At 63.7% G+C, this 16,424-nt stretch carries 17 protein-coding genes; 7 read left to right on the forward strand and 10 right to left on the reverse strand.

The genetic code is table 11. The features are described 5' to 3' along the window. The first annotated feature begins 131 nt into the window (after positions 1-131). Positions 132-695: a hypothetical protein gene (locus G455_RS0103950; RefSeq protein ID WP_028092496.1), complete on the forward strand. Its 564-nt coding sequence runs from the start codon at positions 132-134 to the stop codon at positions 693-695. Between the two features lie 43 nt (positions 696-738). Here the strand turns inward: G455_RS0103950 and G455_RS0103955 are convergent, their stop codons facing one another. Further along, the gene (locus G455_RS0103955; protein WP_028092497.1) at positions 739-1,947 is read right to left on the reverse strand and encodes an aminopeptidase P family protein; all 1,209 of its coding nucleotides are present in this window, start codon (positions 1,945-1,947) and stop codon (positions 739-741) included. A 269-nt stretch (positions 1,948-2,216) separates the two neighbouring features. Between G455_RS0103955 and G455_RS0103960 the strand changes: the two genes are divergently transcribed. Then, entirely contained in the window at positions 2,217-3,692 is a 1,476-nt protein-coding gene (locus G455_RS0103960) for an NAD-dependent succinate-semialdehyde dehydrogenase (protein ID WP_028092498.1), read from the forward strand. Here the strand turns inward: G455_RS0103960 and G455_RS0103965 are convergent. The 6 genes from G455_RS0103965 to G455_RS0103990 form a co-directional block, all read right to left on the reverse strand. Beyond that, a complete protein-coding gene (locus G455_RS0103965) occupies positions 3,689-4,276 on the reverse strand; it encodes a globin (RefSeq protein WP_161629384.1) in 588 nt (195 codons plus the stop codon). The genes G455_RS0103960 and G455_RS0103965 overlap by 4 nt on opposite strands. Before the next feature lie 54 nt (positions 4,277-4,330). Then, positions 4,331-4,813 (reverse strand): Hsp20 family protein, encoded by a 483-nt coding sequence (locus G455_RS0103970; protein WP_028092500.1) that lies wholly within the window; start codon positions 4,811-4,813, stop codon positions 4,331-4,333. Between the two features lie 164 nt (positions 4,814-4,977). Beyond that, complete coding sequence (locus tag G455_RS0103975; RefSeq protein ID WP_189658327.1) at positions 4,978-5,814, reverse strand: trypsin-like serine peptidase; 837 nt, start codon at positions 5,812-5,814, stop codon at positions 4,978-4,980. Between the two features lie 58 nt (positions 5,815-5,872). Then, positions 5,873-7,213, reverse strand: a complete 1,341-nt coding sequence (gene glcF, locus G455_RS0103980) for a glycolate oxidase subunit GlcF (RefSeq protein ID WP_028092502.1) — start codon at positions 7,211-7,213, stop codon at positions 5,873-5,875. Continuing rightward, the gene (locus G455_RS0103985; RefSeq protein ID WP_028092503.1) at positions 7,213-8,319 is read right to left on the reverse strand and encodes an FAD-binding protein; all 1,107 of its coding nucleotides are present in this window, start codon (positions 8,317-8,319) and stop codon (positions 7,213-7,215) included. Before G455_RS0103985 ends, glcF begins: the two co-directional genes overlap by 1 nt. An 80-nt stretch (positions 8,320-8,399) precedes the next feature. Continuing rightward, positions 8,400-9,848, reverse strand: coding sequence for an FAD-linked oxidase C-terminal domain-containing protein (locus G455_RS0103990; RefSeq protein WP_028092504.1), 1,449 nt, complete (start codon positions 9,846-9,848; stop codon positions 8,400-8,402). An 85-nt stretch (positions 9,849-9,933) separates the two neighbouring features. Between G455_RS0103990 and G455_RS0103995 the strand changes: the two genes are divergently transcribed. Continuing rightward, entirely contained in the window at positions 9,934-10,650 is a 717-nt protein-coding gene (locus G455_RS0103995) for a DUF599 domain-containing protein (protein WP_028092505.1), read from the forward strand. Between the two features lie 11 nt (positions 10,651-10,661). On the opposite strand, the gene rlmH is transcribed toward G455_RS0103995, so the two are convergent. From rlmH to G455_RS0104010, 3 genes are all read right to left on the reverse strand, one after another. Continuing rightward, the gene (gene rlmH / locus G455_RS0104000) at positions 10,662-11,132 is read right to left on the reverse strand and encodes a 23S rRNA (pseudouridine(1915)-N(3))-methyltransferase RlmH (protein ID WP_028092506.1); all 471 of its coding nucleotides are present in this window, start codon (positions 11,130-11,132) and stop codon (positions 10,662-10,664) included. Between the two features lie 47 nt (positions 11,133-11,179). Then, positions 11,180-11,536: a ribosome silencing factor gene (rsfS, locus tag G455_RS0104005; protein ID WP_028092507.1), complete on the reverse strand. Its 357-nt coding sequence runs from the start codon at positions 11,534-11,536 to the stop codon at positions 11,180-11,182. A 166-nt stretch (positions 11,537-11,702) separates the two neighbouring features. Further along, positions 11,703-13,043: a mechanosensitive ion channel family protein gene (locus G455_RS0104010; RefSeq protein WP_028092508.1), complete on the reverse strand. Its 1,341-nt coding sequence runs from the start codon at positions 13,041-13,043 to the stop codon at positions 11,703-11,705. A gap of 119 nt (positions 13,044-13,162) precedes the next feature. Here G455_RS0104010 and G455_RS23260 point away from each other — a divergent pair, with 119 nt between their 5' ends. From G455_RS23260 to leuD, 4 genes are all read left to right on the forward strand, one after another. Beyond that, the gene (locus tag G455_RS23260; RefSeq protein ID WP_028092509.1) at positions 13,163-13,261 is read left to right on the forward strand and encodes a hypothetical protein; all 99 of its coding nucleotides are present in this window, start codon (positions 13,163-13,165) and stop codon (positions 13,259-13,261) included. A 59-nt stretch (positions 13,262-13,320) separates the two neighbouring features. Next, positions 13,321-14,724 carry a 3-isopropylmalate dehydratase large subunit gene (leuC, locus tag G455_RS0104020; RefSeq protein WP_028092510.1) on the forward strand — a complete coding sequence of 468 codons (1,404 nt, stop codon included), beginning with the start codon at positions 13,321-13,323 and terminating at the stop codon, positions 14,722-14,724. A 118-nt stretch (positions 14,725-14,842) separates the two neighbouring features. Beyond that, on the forward strand, positions 14,843-15,367 hold the full coding sequence (locus G455_RS0104025; protein WP_028092511.1) for an HdeD family acid-resistance protein: 525 nt from the start codon (positions 14,843-14,845) through the stop codon (positions 15,365-15,367). A gap of 118 nt (positions 15,368-15,485) precedes the next feature. Then, a complete protein-coding gene (gene leuD, locus G455_RS0104030; protein ID WP_028092512.1) occupies positions 15,486-16,091 on the forward strand; it encodes a 3-isopropylmalate dehydratase small subunit in 606 nt (201 codons plus the stop codon). Positions 16,092-16,424: the final 333 nt, after the last annotated feature.

The following is a 16,424-nucleotide window of genomic DNA, read 5'->3' on the forward strand; positions in this document are numbered from 1 at the left end:
GCGCCTCGCTGCGAGAGGCGGCTTCAGCAAGGGGGAAACGTTCCCCCGAAACGGATGCCATCTTGTCTAAATACTGCGCGGCCGGCATCCTTGCTGCACTTTGATCTGATCCTTTTTTCGGAGAATTACCCATGTTCCGGCATCATTTCATGCCCGCGGCCCTCGTTCTGGCCCTGACCACGCCCTTCGCTGCCGCGGATGAGATCACCGACGCGCTGACATCCGCGCTTGGCGCCTATCAGGACGGCGATGTCAAATACGCGCTGGAAGAACTCGACTATGCCAAACAGAAACTGACCGAATTGCAGGTCGATGCGCTGGCGCAATACCTCCCCGAAGCCCCCGCCGGCTATACGCGCGAGATGAACACCGAGATGAGCGCCGGCATGATGCTGATGGGCGGCGGCACCGGCGCCGAGGCCACCTATAGCAACGAGGCCGGCGACAGTTTCACCGTCACCCTGATCGCCGACAACCCGATGGTCGGCGCCATGGCCGGCATGCTGGGCAATCCGGCGGCGATCGGCGCCAAGGTGGAACGGATCGGGCGCCAGAAGATGATGCTGCAGGACGGCGAGGTGACCGGGCTGGTCGACAACCGCATTCTGGTGCAGGCCAAAGGCGAAGACACCGCGCTGATGCTCGAGGTGCTGAAAACCATGGACTTCCGCGCGCTGATGGATTTCGGTCGCTAAGGCAAAGGCCCCGCCCGATCCCCCGGGCGGGGCAGCGGAAGGATCAGCCCACCACGTTGAAATCCGGGCCATAGGGGTAACCGGTGATATTCTCGGCCCCCGCGTCGGTGATCACCAGAATATCGTGTTCCCGATAACCACCGGCGCCGGGCTGGCCCTGTGGTATGGTCAGCATCGGCTCCATGCTGATCACCATGCCCGGCTCGAGAACGGTGTCGATATCCTCGCGCAGCTCAAGCCCCGCCTCGCGGCCATAGTAATGGCTGAGCACGCCGAAGGAATGACCATAGCCGAAGCTGCGATACTGCAGCAGGTCGCGTTCGGCGAAAAATGCGTTGATCGCATGGGTAACCTCGGCACAACTCGCCCCCGGCTTCAGCAGCGACATGCCATATTCATGCGCCGCGATATTGGCCTGCCAGATCGCCAGACTGGCAGCATCGACCTCCTGCACGAACATGGTGCGTTCCAGCGCAGTGTAATAGCCCGAGATCATCGGAAAGGTGTTGAGGCTAAGGATATCGCCCCGCTGCAACCGCCGCCCCGTCACCGGGTTATGCGCCCCGTCGGTGTTCAGCCCCGACTGGAACCACACCCAGGTGTCGCGATATTCGGCATCGGGAAAGCGTTTCGCGATCTCCAGCTCCATCGCATCGCGGCCGGCCATGGCGATGTCGATCTCGCGCGCGCCCAGCTTCACCGCCTCGCGGATGGCATAGCCACCGACATCGGCCACCTGCGCGCCCTGACGGATCAGCGCAATTTCGGCCGGCGATTTGTACATCCTCTGGCGCATGGTTGCCGGCGCCATGTCCACCATCGTCAACGGCTCGAGGAAATCCTCCATCCGGTCGCGCTGCGCCAGGGTCAGATGATCGCCCTCATAGCCCACCACCTGATCCCTGCCCGCGACCGAGACCACCGCGCGCCAGAAATTGTCGCGCGCCCAGTCGGTATAGGTGAGGTTGTCGCAAAAGCCCCGCCGCCAGGGCTGGCCCGCGTCAATGCCGGCGCTGACGGTGACGGCCTTGTCCTCGGTCACGACCAGCGCATAGGGGCGCCCGAAGGAACAGTAGAGAAAGCCCGAATAATAGGCGATGCCCTGCATCGAGGTCAGAACACAGACACTGGCGCCGGCCTCTTCCATCGCGGCGCGCAGACCGTTCAGACGGGCCTGATATTCGGTATCGGCGAAGGGCAGCGGCGCCTTGTCGCCATTATGAAAACGAGAGAACTCGGGACGTGCGGTCATCAAAGACCCTCCTTTGCAGAAAGGTCCCGGCGTACAGGACTGAAAATTCGGACCGCTTTCCGGGCGAAATGCTGATTGCGGAAAGAAGGCGACGCCATCGCCGGGTCCGGTGCCAGATTGGCGTGCTCTGCCTCAGTGCGCAAGCCCGTTTACCGTGCCAAGCGCGACACAGGCTTTGCATCCGGCCCGCGCAGGCTCTACCTAATGCAGCAGACCCGGACGGGGCGCCGAACGCCCTGCCCCACCACGACAGGACTGAGGACAACGCCATGCTCGACGCGCCCACCAATCTGAAAGCCCTCCTGAAGGATCCCACGCTTCTGGCAACCGAGGCCTATATCGGCGGCAAATGGGTTGCCGGCGATCAGGGCAGCTTCGAAGTGCTGAACCCCGCGCGTGGCGATGTCGTCGCCGAAGTCGCCGACCTGAGCCGCATGCAGGTGGCCGGCGCCATCGACGCCGCCTATGCGGCGCAAAAGGACTGGGCCGCCTGGACCGGCAAGGAACGCGCCAACGTGCTGCGCAAATGGTACGATCTGATGATGGAAAACGCCGATGATCTGGCCACCATCCTGACCGCCGAGATGGGCAAGCCCCTGCCCGAGGCGAAGGGCGAGATCGTCTATGGTGCCTCTTTCGTCGAATTCTTCGCTGAAGAGGCCAAGCGCATCTATGGCGAAACCATCCCCGGCCATCAACGCGACAAGCGCATCACCGTGATCAAGCAGCCGATCGGGGTGGCCGCCTCGATCACGCCGTGGAACTTCCCCAATGCGATGATCACCCGCAAGGCTGCCCCGGCGCTGGCCGCCGGCTGCGCCTTCGTCGCCCGCCCGGCAGAAGACACACCGCTGTCGGCCATCGCCCTGGCGGTTCTGGCCGAGCGCGCCGGCATCCCCGCCGGTGTCTTCAACGTGCTGCCCTCGACCGGCTCCTCCGAGATCGGCAAGGAATTCTGCGAAAACCCCAAGGTCCGCAAGCTGACGTTCACCGGGTCGACCGAGGTGGGCCGCATCCTGCTGCGTCAGGCCGCCGATCAGGTGATGAAATGTTCGATGGAACTGGGCGGGAATGCGCCCTTCATCGTCTTCGACGACGCCGATCTGGATGAAGCCGTCGAAGGCGCGATGATGTGCAAGTTCCGCAACAACGGCCAGACCTGCGTCTGCGCCAACCGGATCTATGTGCAGGCCGGCGTCTATGACGCCTTCGCCGAAAAGCTGAAGGAAGCCACCGAAAAACTGGTGATCGGCGACGGGCTGGACGACGGCGTCACCACCGGCCCGCTGATCAACCAGGAGGCGATCGACAAGGTGCTGGAGCACCTGGGCGACGTCACCGAAAAAGGGGGCACCATCCTGACCGGCGGACACCGGTCGAACCTGGGCGCGAACTTCTTCGAACCCACCGTGGTCACCGGCGTGACACAGGCCATGAAGGTCGCCAAAGAGGAAACCTTCGGCCCGCTGGCACCGCTGTTCAAATTCGAAGATGTCGACGAGGTCATCGAAATGGCCAACGATACGATCTTCGGTCTGGCCGCCTATTTCTATGCCAAGGATCTGAGCCGGGTCTACAAAGTGGCCGAAGCCCTGGAATATGGCATCGTCGGCGTCAACACCGGCATCATCTCGACCGAGGTGGCCCCCTTCGGCGGCGTCAAGCAATCCGGCCTTGGCCGCGAAGGCAGCCACCACGGCATCGAGGACTATCTGGAAATGAAATATATCTGCATGGCAGTCTAAGCCGCAAGTTCGGCCAGGCGCTGGTTGAAACGGGTAAACACGTCGATCCAGCGCCGCAACTCCTCAGCACTGAGACGATCCGCAAGGGTCGTCTTGAACGCCTCCGCCAAGGCCTGATTGCCCACTCGATAGTGCTCGGGCCTGACCCCCAGAGTGCGATGTCGCGTTGCAAGCTGCTGCGCCACTTGCTCCATCACCCCATCGCATTCAGCGCCGAGCGCCACCTGCGTCAGGAATGTCGCGAAAAGCTCCTTCCGGCGACCATAATTGTGGGGAAAGAACTGGCGCATTTCCGGCGCCGTAAGAAACACTTTGTCAAAGAACTGATCGGCAATCGCGGCCTTCTTCCCGAAGACCAGAGGCAGGGTTTTTCTCAACCCCTCTGTCGTCGCTAAAATCATGTTACAAACCTCTTTTAACTCAACCTTTGCAAGAAATACGGTAACAAGAAGTAAACATATCATAACACACTTGATGCCCCCACGCGTTGCCAGCCAGAGAAGGCAATTTACGCTGGGCGCCCGGACAGTCTGGCACAAGAAGAGGGCGCAAGCGATATTACTTGCGCCCTCGTCCTTACTCATCATCCCGTTCCTCGATCGCCGGGACAGCGATCGAAACAGCCGGACGGCCTGCTATCAGTTCACAGCCTTGGCCTCGACCACGTCGGCATCAGCAGGCGCAGCCTGCGACGGGGCGGCCGATGCAATCTGAATCCGGCGCGGCTTCAGCGCCTCGGGCACTTCGCGCTTCAGGTCGATATGGAGCATCCCGTTCTCATGGGTGGCTCCGGTCACCCGCACATGATCGGCCAAGGTGAACCTGCGTTCAAAGGCGCGAGTAGCGATGCCACGATGAAGATAGGTGCGCGCACCGTCCTCCTCGGCTTTCCTGGCCGAAACGATCAGCGCATGATCGCGCACTTCGACCGAAAGATCGGCTTCGGAAAAGCCGGCCACCGCGATCGAAATGCGATAGGCATCGGCGGCGGTCTTTTCGATGTTATAGGGCGGATAGCTGGACTGGCCGACATCATTGGCCATAACGCGATCCATAAGATCGGCAATCTGGTCAAAGCCAACGGTGGCACGGTTCAGCGGGGCGAAATCAAAACTACGCATGTGTCGTCATCCTCATGTTGCGAGCGATTCACGAAAGCGCCCTCCGGTTTCGGACGGGCAATGAAACCCTTGACCCCAAATTTGGCGGCCCGGGTATGCATCCGATGTGGGAAGTCGATTTGCGGGTTTCAAGCCCCTGGAAGAGGACAGGTTTTGACGTTTTCTCAGCCGCCGGGACGGTCGAATTTCGCTCCGGTCTCGCTCCGGGCATCGCCCACCATCACATGACGAACCCCACGGGGCGGCGTCGACCTGGCCAGTCCCCGCCCGGCATCAATGATCGCGCGCAACAGCTCCAGCGGCTCCCCCAGCTCGGTGCCCAGAGCCACCCGGGTCCCCCGGACTTCGGCCTTGGCGGAAACCACCGACACGATCCGCGGCACCCCCCCAGTGAAGGAAAAGATCGGCGATCCCGAAGACCCGAAATCCACATCGCAGGACATCACCAGGATACCATCCTGCCGGGCGATGATACCGCAGACTTCCTGCAATGTCGGAGCCTCGGCCCGGTCGCGGGCATAGGACACGACACCGACCTCATCCTCAGAGCCGGGATGGTCGGCGGTCCGGAACGGCATCACGGTGGTGTTTCGAATCGGCTGCTCCAACTGCAACAGCGCCAGATCGTTGCGGACCCGGGTCGAGGTGACCGATCCGTCAAAGACATAATCGGGATGCACCACCGCGCGCCGCACCCCGCGATAGGCCGAAGCCCGCCCGTTGCGCCAGCCGGCACGGAATTCGATCATTTCGGGGCGAATGCGCTTCTTGGTCTTGCGGTCGAACAGGCAATGCGCCGCAGTCAGCACCAGATCGGTATCGATCAGCGTTCCGGTGCAAAAGCCCTTGCCGTCGATATCAAGCCGCCCGACCGCCTGCCAGGCACGCCCCGTTTCCAGACTGTCGAGCCGCTGCGGCCGCGCGTCCTTGGCCAAAGCCATCGCCGGCAACAGTGCAACAACCAATCCGATCACCCAAGCTCGCACATTACCCTCCGTCATCACCTGCCCCCTCAGGGCTAGGGGGGTGGTGGGGCGAAAATAGGGCGCCTATCAGGCATTACCCACGCAAGTCCGGCACCGATATGGCAGCGCCCCGCCCCACTGGCTCCGAAGACCGGCCCAGGGCTGGCGGCATCGGCCCACCCGTCGCCCAGTCCAGCAACTCTACAGTATGCACGACCGGCACCCCGGTGCCAGAGCCGATCTGCATCATGCAGCCGATATTGCCCGCAGCAATGACATCCGGCTCCTTCGCCTCCAGCGTCCTCACCTTGCGCACCTTCAATTCGGCGGAAATTTCCGGCTGCATAAGGTTATAAGTGCCGGCAGAGCCACAACACAGATGGCTGTCCGCCGGCTCCACCACCCGGAACCCGGCCCGTTTCAACAGGGCCTTGGGCTCTGCCCGAACCTTCTGCCCATGCTGCAGCGAACAGGCAGCGTGATAGGCCACCGTCAGATCGCGCGGCGCCGCCTCCGGCAGATCGAGCTGTACCAACAGCTCGGAGATATCCATCGCCCGGGCCGAGATCTGCGCCGCAGCCTCGGCCAGCGGATCGTTACGAAACATATGGCGGTAATCCTTCACCGTGGTGCCGCAGCCCGAGGTGTTGATGACGATGGCATCCAGCCCCTCGCCGGCGATCTCGGCGCTCCAGGCGCGGATATTCCTGGCGGCCGCCGCATGGCTTTCCCCCTCTCGCCCCATGTGATGGGTCAGCGCGCCGCAACAGCCCGCCCCTTTCGCTACCACCACCTCGCAGCCCAGCCGGCGCAGCAGCCGGATGGTGGCATCGTTGATATCGGTGTTCAGCGCCCGCTGCGCGCAGCCTGTCATCAACGCCACCCGCATCCGCCGCCCGGCCTTGGGCGCGAAGACCTGCGGCGCATCGTTGGGGCTGACCGGCGGCAGCGTCTCCGGCGCCATGTCCAGCATCGCCCGCAACCGCGCATCCGGCAGCAGCGCCCGGACCACTCGCCCCAGCTTCGCCGCCCGCAAGGCCAGCCGGAACCGCCCCGGATAGGGCAGGATCCGCGCCAGCATCCAGCGCAGCGCCCGGTCGGCCAGGGGACGTTGGTAGTGCCGTTCGATATAGACGCGGGCGTGATCGACCAGATGCATGTAATGCACCCCCGACGGGCAGGTCGTCATGCAGGAGAGGCACGACAGGCAGCGATCCACATGCTGCACCGTCTTGGCATCCGGCACCCGCTCGTTCTCCAGCATGTCCTTGATCAGATAGATGCGGCCGCGCGGGCTGTCCAACTCGTCCCCCAGCACCTGATAGGTCGGACAGGTCGCAGTGCAGAAACCGCAATGCACGCAGGCGCGCAAGATCTCGTTGGCCCGCGCAGTGCCCGGATCCCGCAACTGCTCTTCGGTAAATGTCGTCTGCATCAGCCCATCAACCTCGGATTGAGAATGCCCCTCGGATCGAACTTCGCCCTCAGCCCGGCGGCCAAGGCCGCCAACGGCGCCGGTTGCGGCTGAAACCGCCCCAAGCGCTCGACCGTCTCCGGCTCCGCCCGCACCAGCGTCGCATGGCCGTCATAGCGCCCGGCCCGCTCCCTGAGATCAGTGCCCGGCGCAGCAAGCGCCCAGATCAGCCCACCGCCCCAGTCAAAGAGCAGCGCCTCTGCCTCGATCCGCGCCGCAACTTCCGGCGCCTCGGACGGCTTGCAAGAGATCCGCCAGACATCACCGGTACGCCCATGAAACGCCTCGACATCGCGGATCCCGCGCCACACCGCCGCCGAAGCCTCACCCTCCAGCCGCACGTTCTCGCCCGCGCCCACCAACAGCGCCTCCAATCGCCCCAGCCGATAGGCGACCGAAGCTGCGAAGCCCTCTACCCGCAGCAACACAGCCCCCACTGCGGGATCATAAGCCGCGCCGGTCACGTCAAATGGCGAGCCCAGCGCCTGAGACATCAGCCGCACCGCCGCGCCGGCATCCGGCACGGCAACCCGCAGGCTCGCCTCGGTCTCGGGCCGGGGCAATACCTTCAGCGCCACCTCGCTCAACACCCCCAGGGTGCCATGGGCGCCGGCCATCAGCTTGACCAGATCGTAACCGGTGACATTCTTCATCACCCGGCCGCCGTTCTTGACCATCCGGCCGGCGCCATCGACGAACCGCACCCCCAGCAGGAAGTCCCGCGCCGCCCCGGCCTGAATTCGGCGCGGCCCCGAGATATTGGCGGCAAAGAGCGCGCCCAGCGTCGGTGCCCCCGCCGTGCCCATCAGCCCACGATGATCCATCGGCTCGAACGCCAGCCGCTGGCCTTCCGCCGCCAGCGCCGCCTCCACCTCGGCCAGCGGCGTGCCGGCCCCCGCCACCAGCGTCAGCGCACCAGGTTCATAGAGAGAAATCCCCGACATCCCGGCAAGGCTCAGCTCCTCACCGGCAACCGCGATCGCCCGGGTGCCACCGCCACGCACCGCCAGCGGCCCCGCCGCCCCGCGGATCGCCTCCGCCAGTTCCTCTTCGGTTTCCGGTCTCATCCTCATCCCGCCCTCTCTGCCTTTTTCTGGCCGGAAATATCCCGGGGGAGTCGCGCACCGCGCGACGGGGGCAGCGCCCCCTACTCCGCCGCCAGCCGCCCGAGCCGCCGGCTCGCCGTCACCTCCAGCGGGAACACCTTGGCAGGGTTCAGCAACCAGAGCGGATCGAACACGTCCTTAACGTCAAGCTGTGCCTCCAGATCGCCACGGCTGTATTGATGCAGCATCAGATCGCGCTTCTCGATCCCGACCCCATGCTCGCCGGTCAGACAGCCACCCGCCTCGACGCAAAGCTTCAGGATCGCGGCCCCCAAGGCCTCGCATTGCTCCAACTGCCCCGGGGTGTTGGCGTCGAACAGGATCAGCGGATGCATGTTGCCGTCGCCGGCATGGAACACATTCGCCACCTCCAGCCCATAGTCCTGCGACAGCTCGCCGATCCGGCGCAGCACCATCGGCAGCGCCGAGACCGGAATGGTCCCGTCAAGGCACATGTAATCATTGATCTGCCCCATGGCGCCAAAGGCCGACTTGCGCCCCAGCCAGATCCGCCCGGCCTCCTCCGGGTCGCGGGCCTCGCGAAACTCGACCGGGCCGTGCCGCCGGGCGATCGCCTCGATCAGGCCGAGCTGTTGGGCGATCTCGGCCTCCGATCCCTCAACCTCGACGATCAAGAGCGCCTCGCAATCGGGGTATCCGGCATGGGCGAAGGCCTCGCAGGCGCGAATGCAGGGGCGGTCCATGAATTCGATCGCCACCGGCAACACGCCTGCCTTGATGATATCCGACACGCAGGCGCCGGCCACTTCGGAACTGTCGAACCCCATCAGCACCGGTCGCGCCCCCTCGGGCTTGTGCAGGATGCGCAGGGTCGCCTCGGTCACCACGCCCAATTGCCCTTCCGAGCCGCAGATGACACCCAGCAGATCAAGGCCGCCGGCATCCAGATGCGCGCCACCGATCTCCACCACGGTGCCATCCATCAGCACCATGGTGACCCCCATCAGGTTGTTGGTGGTCACCCCGTATTTCAGGCAATGCGCCCCGCCCGAGTTCATCGCCACATTGCCGGCGATGGCACAGGCGAGCTGGCTTGAGGGATCGGGCGCATAAAAGAACCCCTCTTCTTCCACCGCACCGGTCACGCTCAGGTTGGTGCGCCCGCTCTGCACCCGGATGAAGCGGTTGTCGAAATCCACCTCCAGCACGGCATTCATCCGCGCCACCCCCAGCACCACGGAATCCGCTGTCGGCAGAGCCCCACCAGCCAGCGAGGTGCCCGAGCCGCGCGGCACCACCGGCACGCCCTCCTCGTGGCAAATCCGCAACACCGCCGCGACCTCCTCGGTCGAGGCGGGCAGGACCACCAGCAGCGGCGCGCATCTATAAGCGGTCAGTGCGTCGCATTCATAGGCACGGGTCTGGGACGGATCCTGTATCAGCGCCGCCTCGGGCAGCACCTGCGACAGGCGCGCAACCAGCCGCGCCTTGCGGCCCAGGATCGCGGGATCGGGCTGTGGCATTTGCATCGACTGGCTCCTCCCAATCTGGTAAATTTCTATGGCCAATTCTTCCTGATGACAAGACACCGGCTTTGCCCCTAGGGTCTGCATCATGACTTGGATTGCCCCACTCACCCTGTTCTCGGCACTGGATTACGCTGCCTTCGCCCTGCTGCTTCTGGCCTGGATCGGCATCGGCTGGCGCATTGAAAACCCGTCGCCGTCGCGGCCCTCCGTGGCTGAGTTGATGGCGGATTTCCGACGTGAATGGATGCGGCAACTAGTCACGCGGCAGCCGCGTATCTTCGACGCCAACCTGATCGGGAACCTGCGCCAGAGCACGGCCTTCTTCGCCTCGGCCGCAATGATCGCATTGGGGAGCGGCATGGCGCTGATCCGCAACCCCGGGCCGGTCGAGGGATTGGCGAGCGATCTAGCGATCGCCCCGTCGCCACCCGTGGTCTGGGAGCTCAAGCTTTTGCTGGCGCTTCTGCTGCTGACGTCGGCCTTCCTGAAATTCGTCTGGGCCAACCGGCTGTTCGGCTATTGCTCGGTGGTGATGGGCGCGGTGCCGAACAACGCGCAGGATCCGCTGGCCGCGCCGCGCGCGGATCAGGCGGCCGAACTCTGCATAAGCGCCGCTCGCAGCTTCAATCGCGGCCTGCGAACCACCTATTTCGCGCTCGCCGCCGCGACCTGGCTGATGGGGCCCATCGCGCTGATCGCGGCCACGATGCTGACAGTAGGCATGCTCTACCGGCGCGAATTCGGCTCCTCTTCGCGCGAGGTGCTGATGCAGGTGCCGCCCGATCTTGCCGACCGGCCTTGAATGCCCCCCGGTCAAACCCGGTGATAAGGTGAGCCCGACAGGATGGTGGCGGCACGATAGAGCTGCTCGGCCAGCATCACTCGCACCAGCATATGCGGCCAGACCATCTTGCCGAAGGACAGGCTGAAATCGGCCTCGGCGCGTAGCGCCGGATCAATGCCGTCGGCGCCGCCGATGATCAGCGCCAGATCGCCGCGCCCCTGATCGCGCCAGCCCGCCATCCGGTCGGCGAACTCGGGCGAGGAGACCAGCTTGCCCCTTTCGTCCAATGTGCAGATCACCGCGCCGGCGGGCAGCACCTTGCGCAAGAGCTGCGCCTCGGCCGCCATGCCGGCATTCTTTCGGTCCTCGACCTCAACCACCTCGGCAGGACCGAGGCCCAGCGCCCGACCGGTCCGGTCGAAGCGGGTCAGATAATCGTCGATCAAGGATTTCTCTGGCCCGGCGCGCAAACGACCGACGGCGCAAATCCGGATGCGCATGAGTTCAGGGTCCAATCCCCGGCCCGCGTGAACAGGCCAGTCCGATGTCAGCCTTTGGCCGGAGCCTGCGGCACCCACATCTTTTCAAGCTGATAGAATTCGCGCACTTCCGGACGGAACAGATGCACGATCACATCGCCGGTATCCAGCAACACCCAGTCGCCGATATCCTGCCCCTCGATCTTGGCAATGACACCGAATTCCTTCTTCAGGCGCTCTTGCAGATGCTCGGCCATGGCCGCGATCTGCCGCGACGAGCGCCCAGAAGCGATCACCATGTAATCACCGATCGAAGACCGACCGTGCAAATCGACCTGCACGATTTCTTCGGCCTTGTCGTCGTCGAGCGAAGCAAGGATCTCTGCCAGCAGGTCCTGGCTGGTCGGCAGGGGACGGGCCGTCATAACACCGGCCCGGTCGTCAGCGGAAAGCGCCGCTTCAGCATTGGGTGACAGGACAAAGTCCTCCTTCTGATACGCCGGCCTGACCCCCGGCGCGGGGCAAACTTAAAGTAGCAAGCCAGCGGACCGATTTCAATGTAACCGCGCCGGCGCAGTAAAATCGTCGATTTCATACTGCCTCTCTCTCTGCTGCGGCCAGCGGTGCATCGCCCAGGACCCGCACCTCGCGCTGCGGGAAGGGGATCGAAATTCCATTGGCCTTGAATGCATCCCAAAGCGCCAGAAAGACATTGCCGCGAATATTGGTCAGCCCGTCTGACGGATCGGTGATCCAGAATCGCAGCACATAATCGACACTGCTGTCACCGAATCCCACGATATGGCACACCGGCGGCGTCGGATGCGTCAGCACCCGGGCGACGTTCTTGGCCGCTTCGATCGCCACTTTGCGCACCTCATGCGGATCGTCGCCGTAAGAGGTGCCGAATTTCAGATCAAGTCGCACGAACTTGTTGGTATGGGACCAGTTCACCACCTGAGAGGTGATCAGGTCCTCGTTCGGGATCAGATATTCCCGCCCGTCGCGGGTGACAACGCTGACATAGCGCGCCCCCAGCGAATCGATCCAGCCGAAGGTATCGCCCAGGCTGATCACATCCCCCGGCTTGATCGATCGGTCGAGCAGGATGATGATCCCTGACACTAGGTTCGACACCACCTTCTGCAGGCCAAAGCCGATGCCGACACCGATGGCGCCCGACAACAGCGCCAGCCCGCTCAGGTCGAAGCCCAGCGCACGGATACCGATCAGCGCCGCCAGCCCATAGAGCAGCACCTGCACCGCCTTAATCACCAGAACCCGCATCGAGGGCGAGATATCGTCATTTCCGGTCAGGCTGCGACTGGTCGCTTGGGTGCCGAGCCGGGCGGCCACCAGTAGCGCTGAAAGCAACAACAGCGCCTTGACCGCAGTCAGCACACTCAGCCGCAGGGTCCCCACCTGCACCGCCAGAGTGTCCAGAAACCGCTCCACATCATCGACCAACTCCAGCGCGTAGAGCGTGGCGTAGATCCACAATGTCCAGGTCAGGATTCGCCTGAGCGTGCGATTCTGCACCAGACGCGACAGCATGGCGATCACCAGCCAGGCGGTGACCAAGGTGGCGACAATGCCGATTATATAGCTACGCGAGGGCCAGGTGACCTGCTGCATCACCCCGTACACTACCCAGATGCCGAAGGCGAAATAGATCAGCGCCAGCCGCCGGCGGAGCTGTACCATCATCCTGAGCCGCCATTTCGGCCAGCCGTCTCGGGCACGGGTCCAGTCCTGCACCCAGGACGCGGTCAGCAGCCGCAGCAGCCAAGCCAGCACCATCAGCCCCAGGATGATCAGAATTTGGTTCTGACGCCAGCCCGGCGTCACCACCATATGCACCAGCCTCATCCCCTGGGCCCAAAGATCGGCGATCAGCGACCCCACTTCTGGCGGCAGGATTTCCTTCTCCATCGCGGCCCTCCTCTACCGCAGGGTGGACCGGCCGCGGCGCCCTTGGCAAGCCTCCTGTGCCCGGCCCTTACCGGTTTCCCTCCTTGATTGCCGCCTCGGGCGGGAGTATCTCCTCCGGTATGACACCGGAAACCGCCCCCTATTTCGATCTTCAGGACCGCGCGCGTCTGCGCGAACGGTTCTTTGGGGCTGCCCGCACCGTTCTGGCCCGCCTATAAGCGGCCGCCAGCCCGCGCACGCCAGTAATTCGCAAGACAGCAAGAACGGGAGAGGACAGATGTCCCCCAAGACACTCTATGACAAGATCTGGGATGCCCACCTCGTGCATGAGGACGAGGACGGCACCAGCCTGCTTTATATCGACCGCCATCTGGTGCATGAAGTCACCAGCCCGCAGGCCTTCGAAGGGCTTCGCATGGCGCACCGCAAGGTGCATGCGCCCGACAAGACCATCGCGGTCCCGGACCACAACGTGCCCACCACACTCGACCGCGAAAAGGGGATCGAGAACGAGGAGAGCCGCATCCAGGTCGAGGCGCTGGACAAGAACGCCAAGGATTTCGGCATCAACTATTATCCGGTCGATGACATCCGTCAGGGCATCGTGCATATCGTCGGCCCCGAACAGGGCTGGACCCTGCCGGGCATGACCGTGGTCTGCGGCGACAGCCATACCGCCACCCATGGCGCCTTCGGATCGCTCGCCCATGGCATCGGCACCTCCGAGGTGGAACACGTTCTGGCCACGCAGACGCTGATCCAGAAGAAATCCAAGAACATGAAGGTGGAGATCACCGGGAAACTGCACCCGGGCGTCACTGCCAAGGACATCACCCTGACCGTGATCGGCAAAACCGGCACCGCCGGGGGCACCGGCTATGTCATCGAATATTGCGGCGAGGCGATCCGCTCGCTGTCGATGGAAGGCCGGATGACCGTCTGCAACATGGCGATCGAGGGCGGCGCCCGCGCCGGTCTGATCGCACCGGACGAAACCACCTTCGAATATATCAAGGGCCGCCCCCATGCGCCGAAGGGCGCGCAGTGGGAGGCCGCACTGAACTGGTGGAAGACGCTCTATTCCGATGACGACGCGCATTGGGACAAGGTGGTCACCATCGACGCCTCGGAAATCGCCCCCGTGGTCACCTGGGGCACCTCGCCCGAGGACGTGCTGCCGATCACCGCAACCGTGCCGGCGCCCGAAGACTTTGCCGGCGGCAAGGTCGACGCGGCGCGCCGGTCGTTGGAATACATGGGGCTGGAGCCCGGCCAGAAGCTGACCGACATCAAGATCGACACGGTCTTCATCGGCTCCTGCACCAACGGCCGGATCGAGGATCTGCGCGCCGTGGCCGAGATCGTGAAGGGCAAGAAGGTCAAGGACGGCATGCGCGCCATGATCGTTCCCGGCTCGGGCCTCGTTCGCGCCCAGGCCGAGGAAGAAGGCCTGGCCGATATCTTCATCGAGGCCGGTTTCGAATGGCGGCTTGCCGGCTGCTCGATGTGTCTGGCGATGAACCCGGACCAGTTGTCGCCCGGCGAACGCTGCGCGGCCACCTCGAACCGTAACTTCGAAGGCCGTCAGGGCCGCGGCGGGCGCACCCACCTGCTGAGCCCGGCCATGGCCGCCGCCGCCGCGGTGACCGGCCACCTGACGGATGTGCGCGAGCTGATGTAATTCCCGGATCGGCCCTGCCCCGGCAGGGCCGCCCCGCCCCCTCAGACCGGGTTAACCCCGCTTTACAGGGTATGGGAATAATGTCAGCGTCACACACAATCTGAACAGGAGTATCGACATGAAAGATTGGGTCAAATGGCTGCTGCTGGGGTTTCTGTCCCTGGCCTTCGGTGTCTTCGCCCTGGCGAATACGGTGGCGGCCTCGCTGGCGGTGACGACGATCACCGGGGCACTGTTCCTGATCATCGGCGTCATCCAGACCGTTGCCGGGCTTTCCGGCAATTCGATCGGCAATCGTATCGTCGCGGTTTTGATGGGGCTTCTGATGGCCTTTCTCGGCTTCTCTTTCCTGTCGAACCCGCTCGAAGGGGCGATCTCGCTGGCGATGCTGGTGCTGATCCTGCTGGGCGCCGGGGGTATCCTGCGGCTCAGCTTCGCCTGGATGATGCGGCAGACCGCCTATTTCTGGCCGATGCTGCTGTCCGGCGCCCTCACCATCGTGCTGGCCGCCTATATCGGGGCGAATTTTGCCGCGATTTCGGTACAGCTTCTGGGCATCCTTCTGGGGATCGAGCTTTTGTTCAACGGCGCGGGCCTGATCGCGCTGGCGCTGTTCATCCGTGGCGCTGGCCGCCGGCTCTGACCACGCCGCATCAATGTTTCATCGGGGCGCACAGCGATCCGTGCCCCGTCCCGTTCATCTCTGGCCCGCATGACCTTGCAGGCCGCGCCCCTCCGGGGCCCCGTATATGGAGAGCTTCATGGATAAGTTCGAAAAACTCACCGGCGTTGCCGCACCGTTGCCGCTGATCAACGTCGACACCGACATGATCATTCCCAAGCAGTTTCTGAAGACCATCAAACGCTCCGGCCTGGGTGTGAACCTGTTCGACGAGATGCGCTATAACGACGACGGCAGCGAAAAGCCCGATTTCGTGCTGAACAAGCCCGCCTATCGCAACGCGGAAATCCTGGTCTCCGGCGACAATTTCGGCTGCGGCTCCTCGCGCGAACACGCGCCTTGGGCGATCAAGGATTTCGGCATCCGCTGCGTCATCGCGCCCAGCTTCGCCGACATCTTCTTTAACAACTGCTTCAAGAACGGCATCCTGCCGATCGCCCTGCCGCAAGACCAGGTCGACCTGCTGATGAAGGACGCCGAAAAGGGCGAAAACGCCCGCATGACCGTCGACCTGGAAAAGCAGGAGATCACCACCTCGGACGGTGAGGTGATTCCCTTCCAGGTCGATGCCTTCAAAAAGCACTGCCTTCTGGAAGGCCTGGATGACATCGGCCTGACCATGGCGAAAGCTTCGGAAATCGCGTCTTTCGAAAGCAAGGCCGCAATGGAACGGCCCTGGGTCTGATTCCCTCCGGAACCGAAAACTTCCTTTGGGCGGCCTCGAATGGCCGCCCAAAGCGCATGTCGCCCCCAGGTAGAATCGTGCGAGAGCGCCACCAGACATGGTGGATCGGCGCCGGAAACACCGGAAATTTCTGTCGACATTGATGCAAGAAGGCACCAGTCGACGCGCCGTTTCGTCGCGAATTCAACCTTTTGCCCGCTCGCTGCTTGAGCCGGAGGCGAAATCCCGGCACAAATATGGCATAAATGAGGCACGCCACCCCGACTGCGGGCGGCATCAAGGTGGAACAAGGGTCCGGCAACGTATCGGGCCAGTCCGGCTTTGAAGGGATCG

It is taken from the genome of Pseudodonghicola xiamenensis DSM 18339 (genome assembly GCF_000429365.1).
Taxonomy (GTDB): Bacteria; Pseudomonadota; Alphaproteobacteria; order Rhodobacterales; family Rhodobacteraceae; genus Pseudodonghicola; species Pseudodonghicola xiamenensis.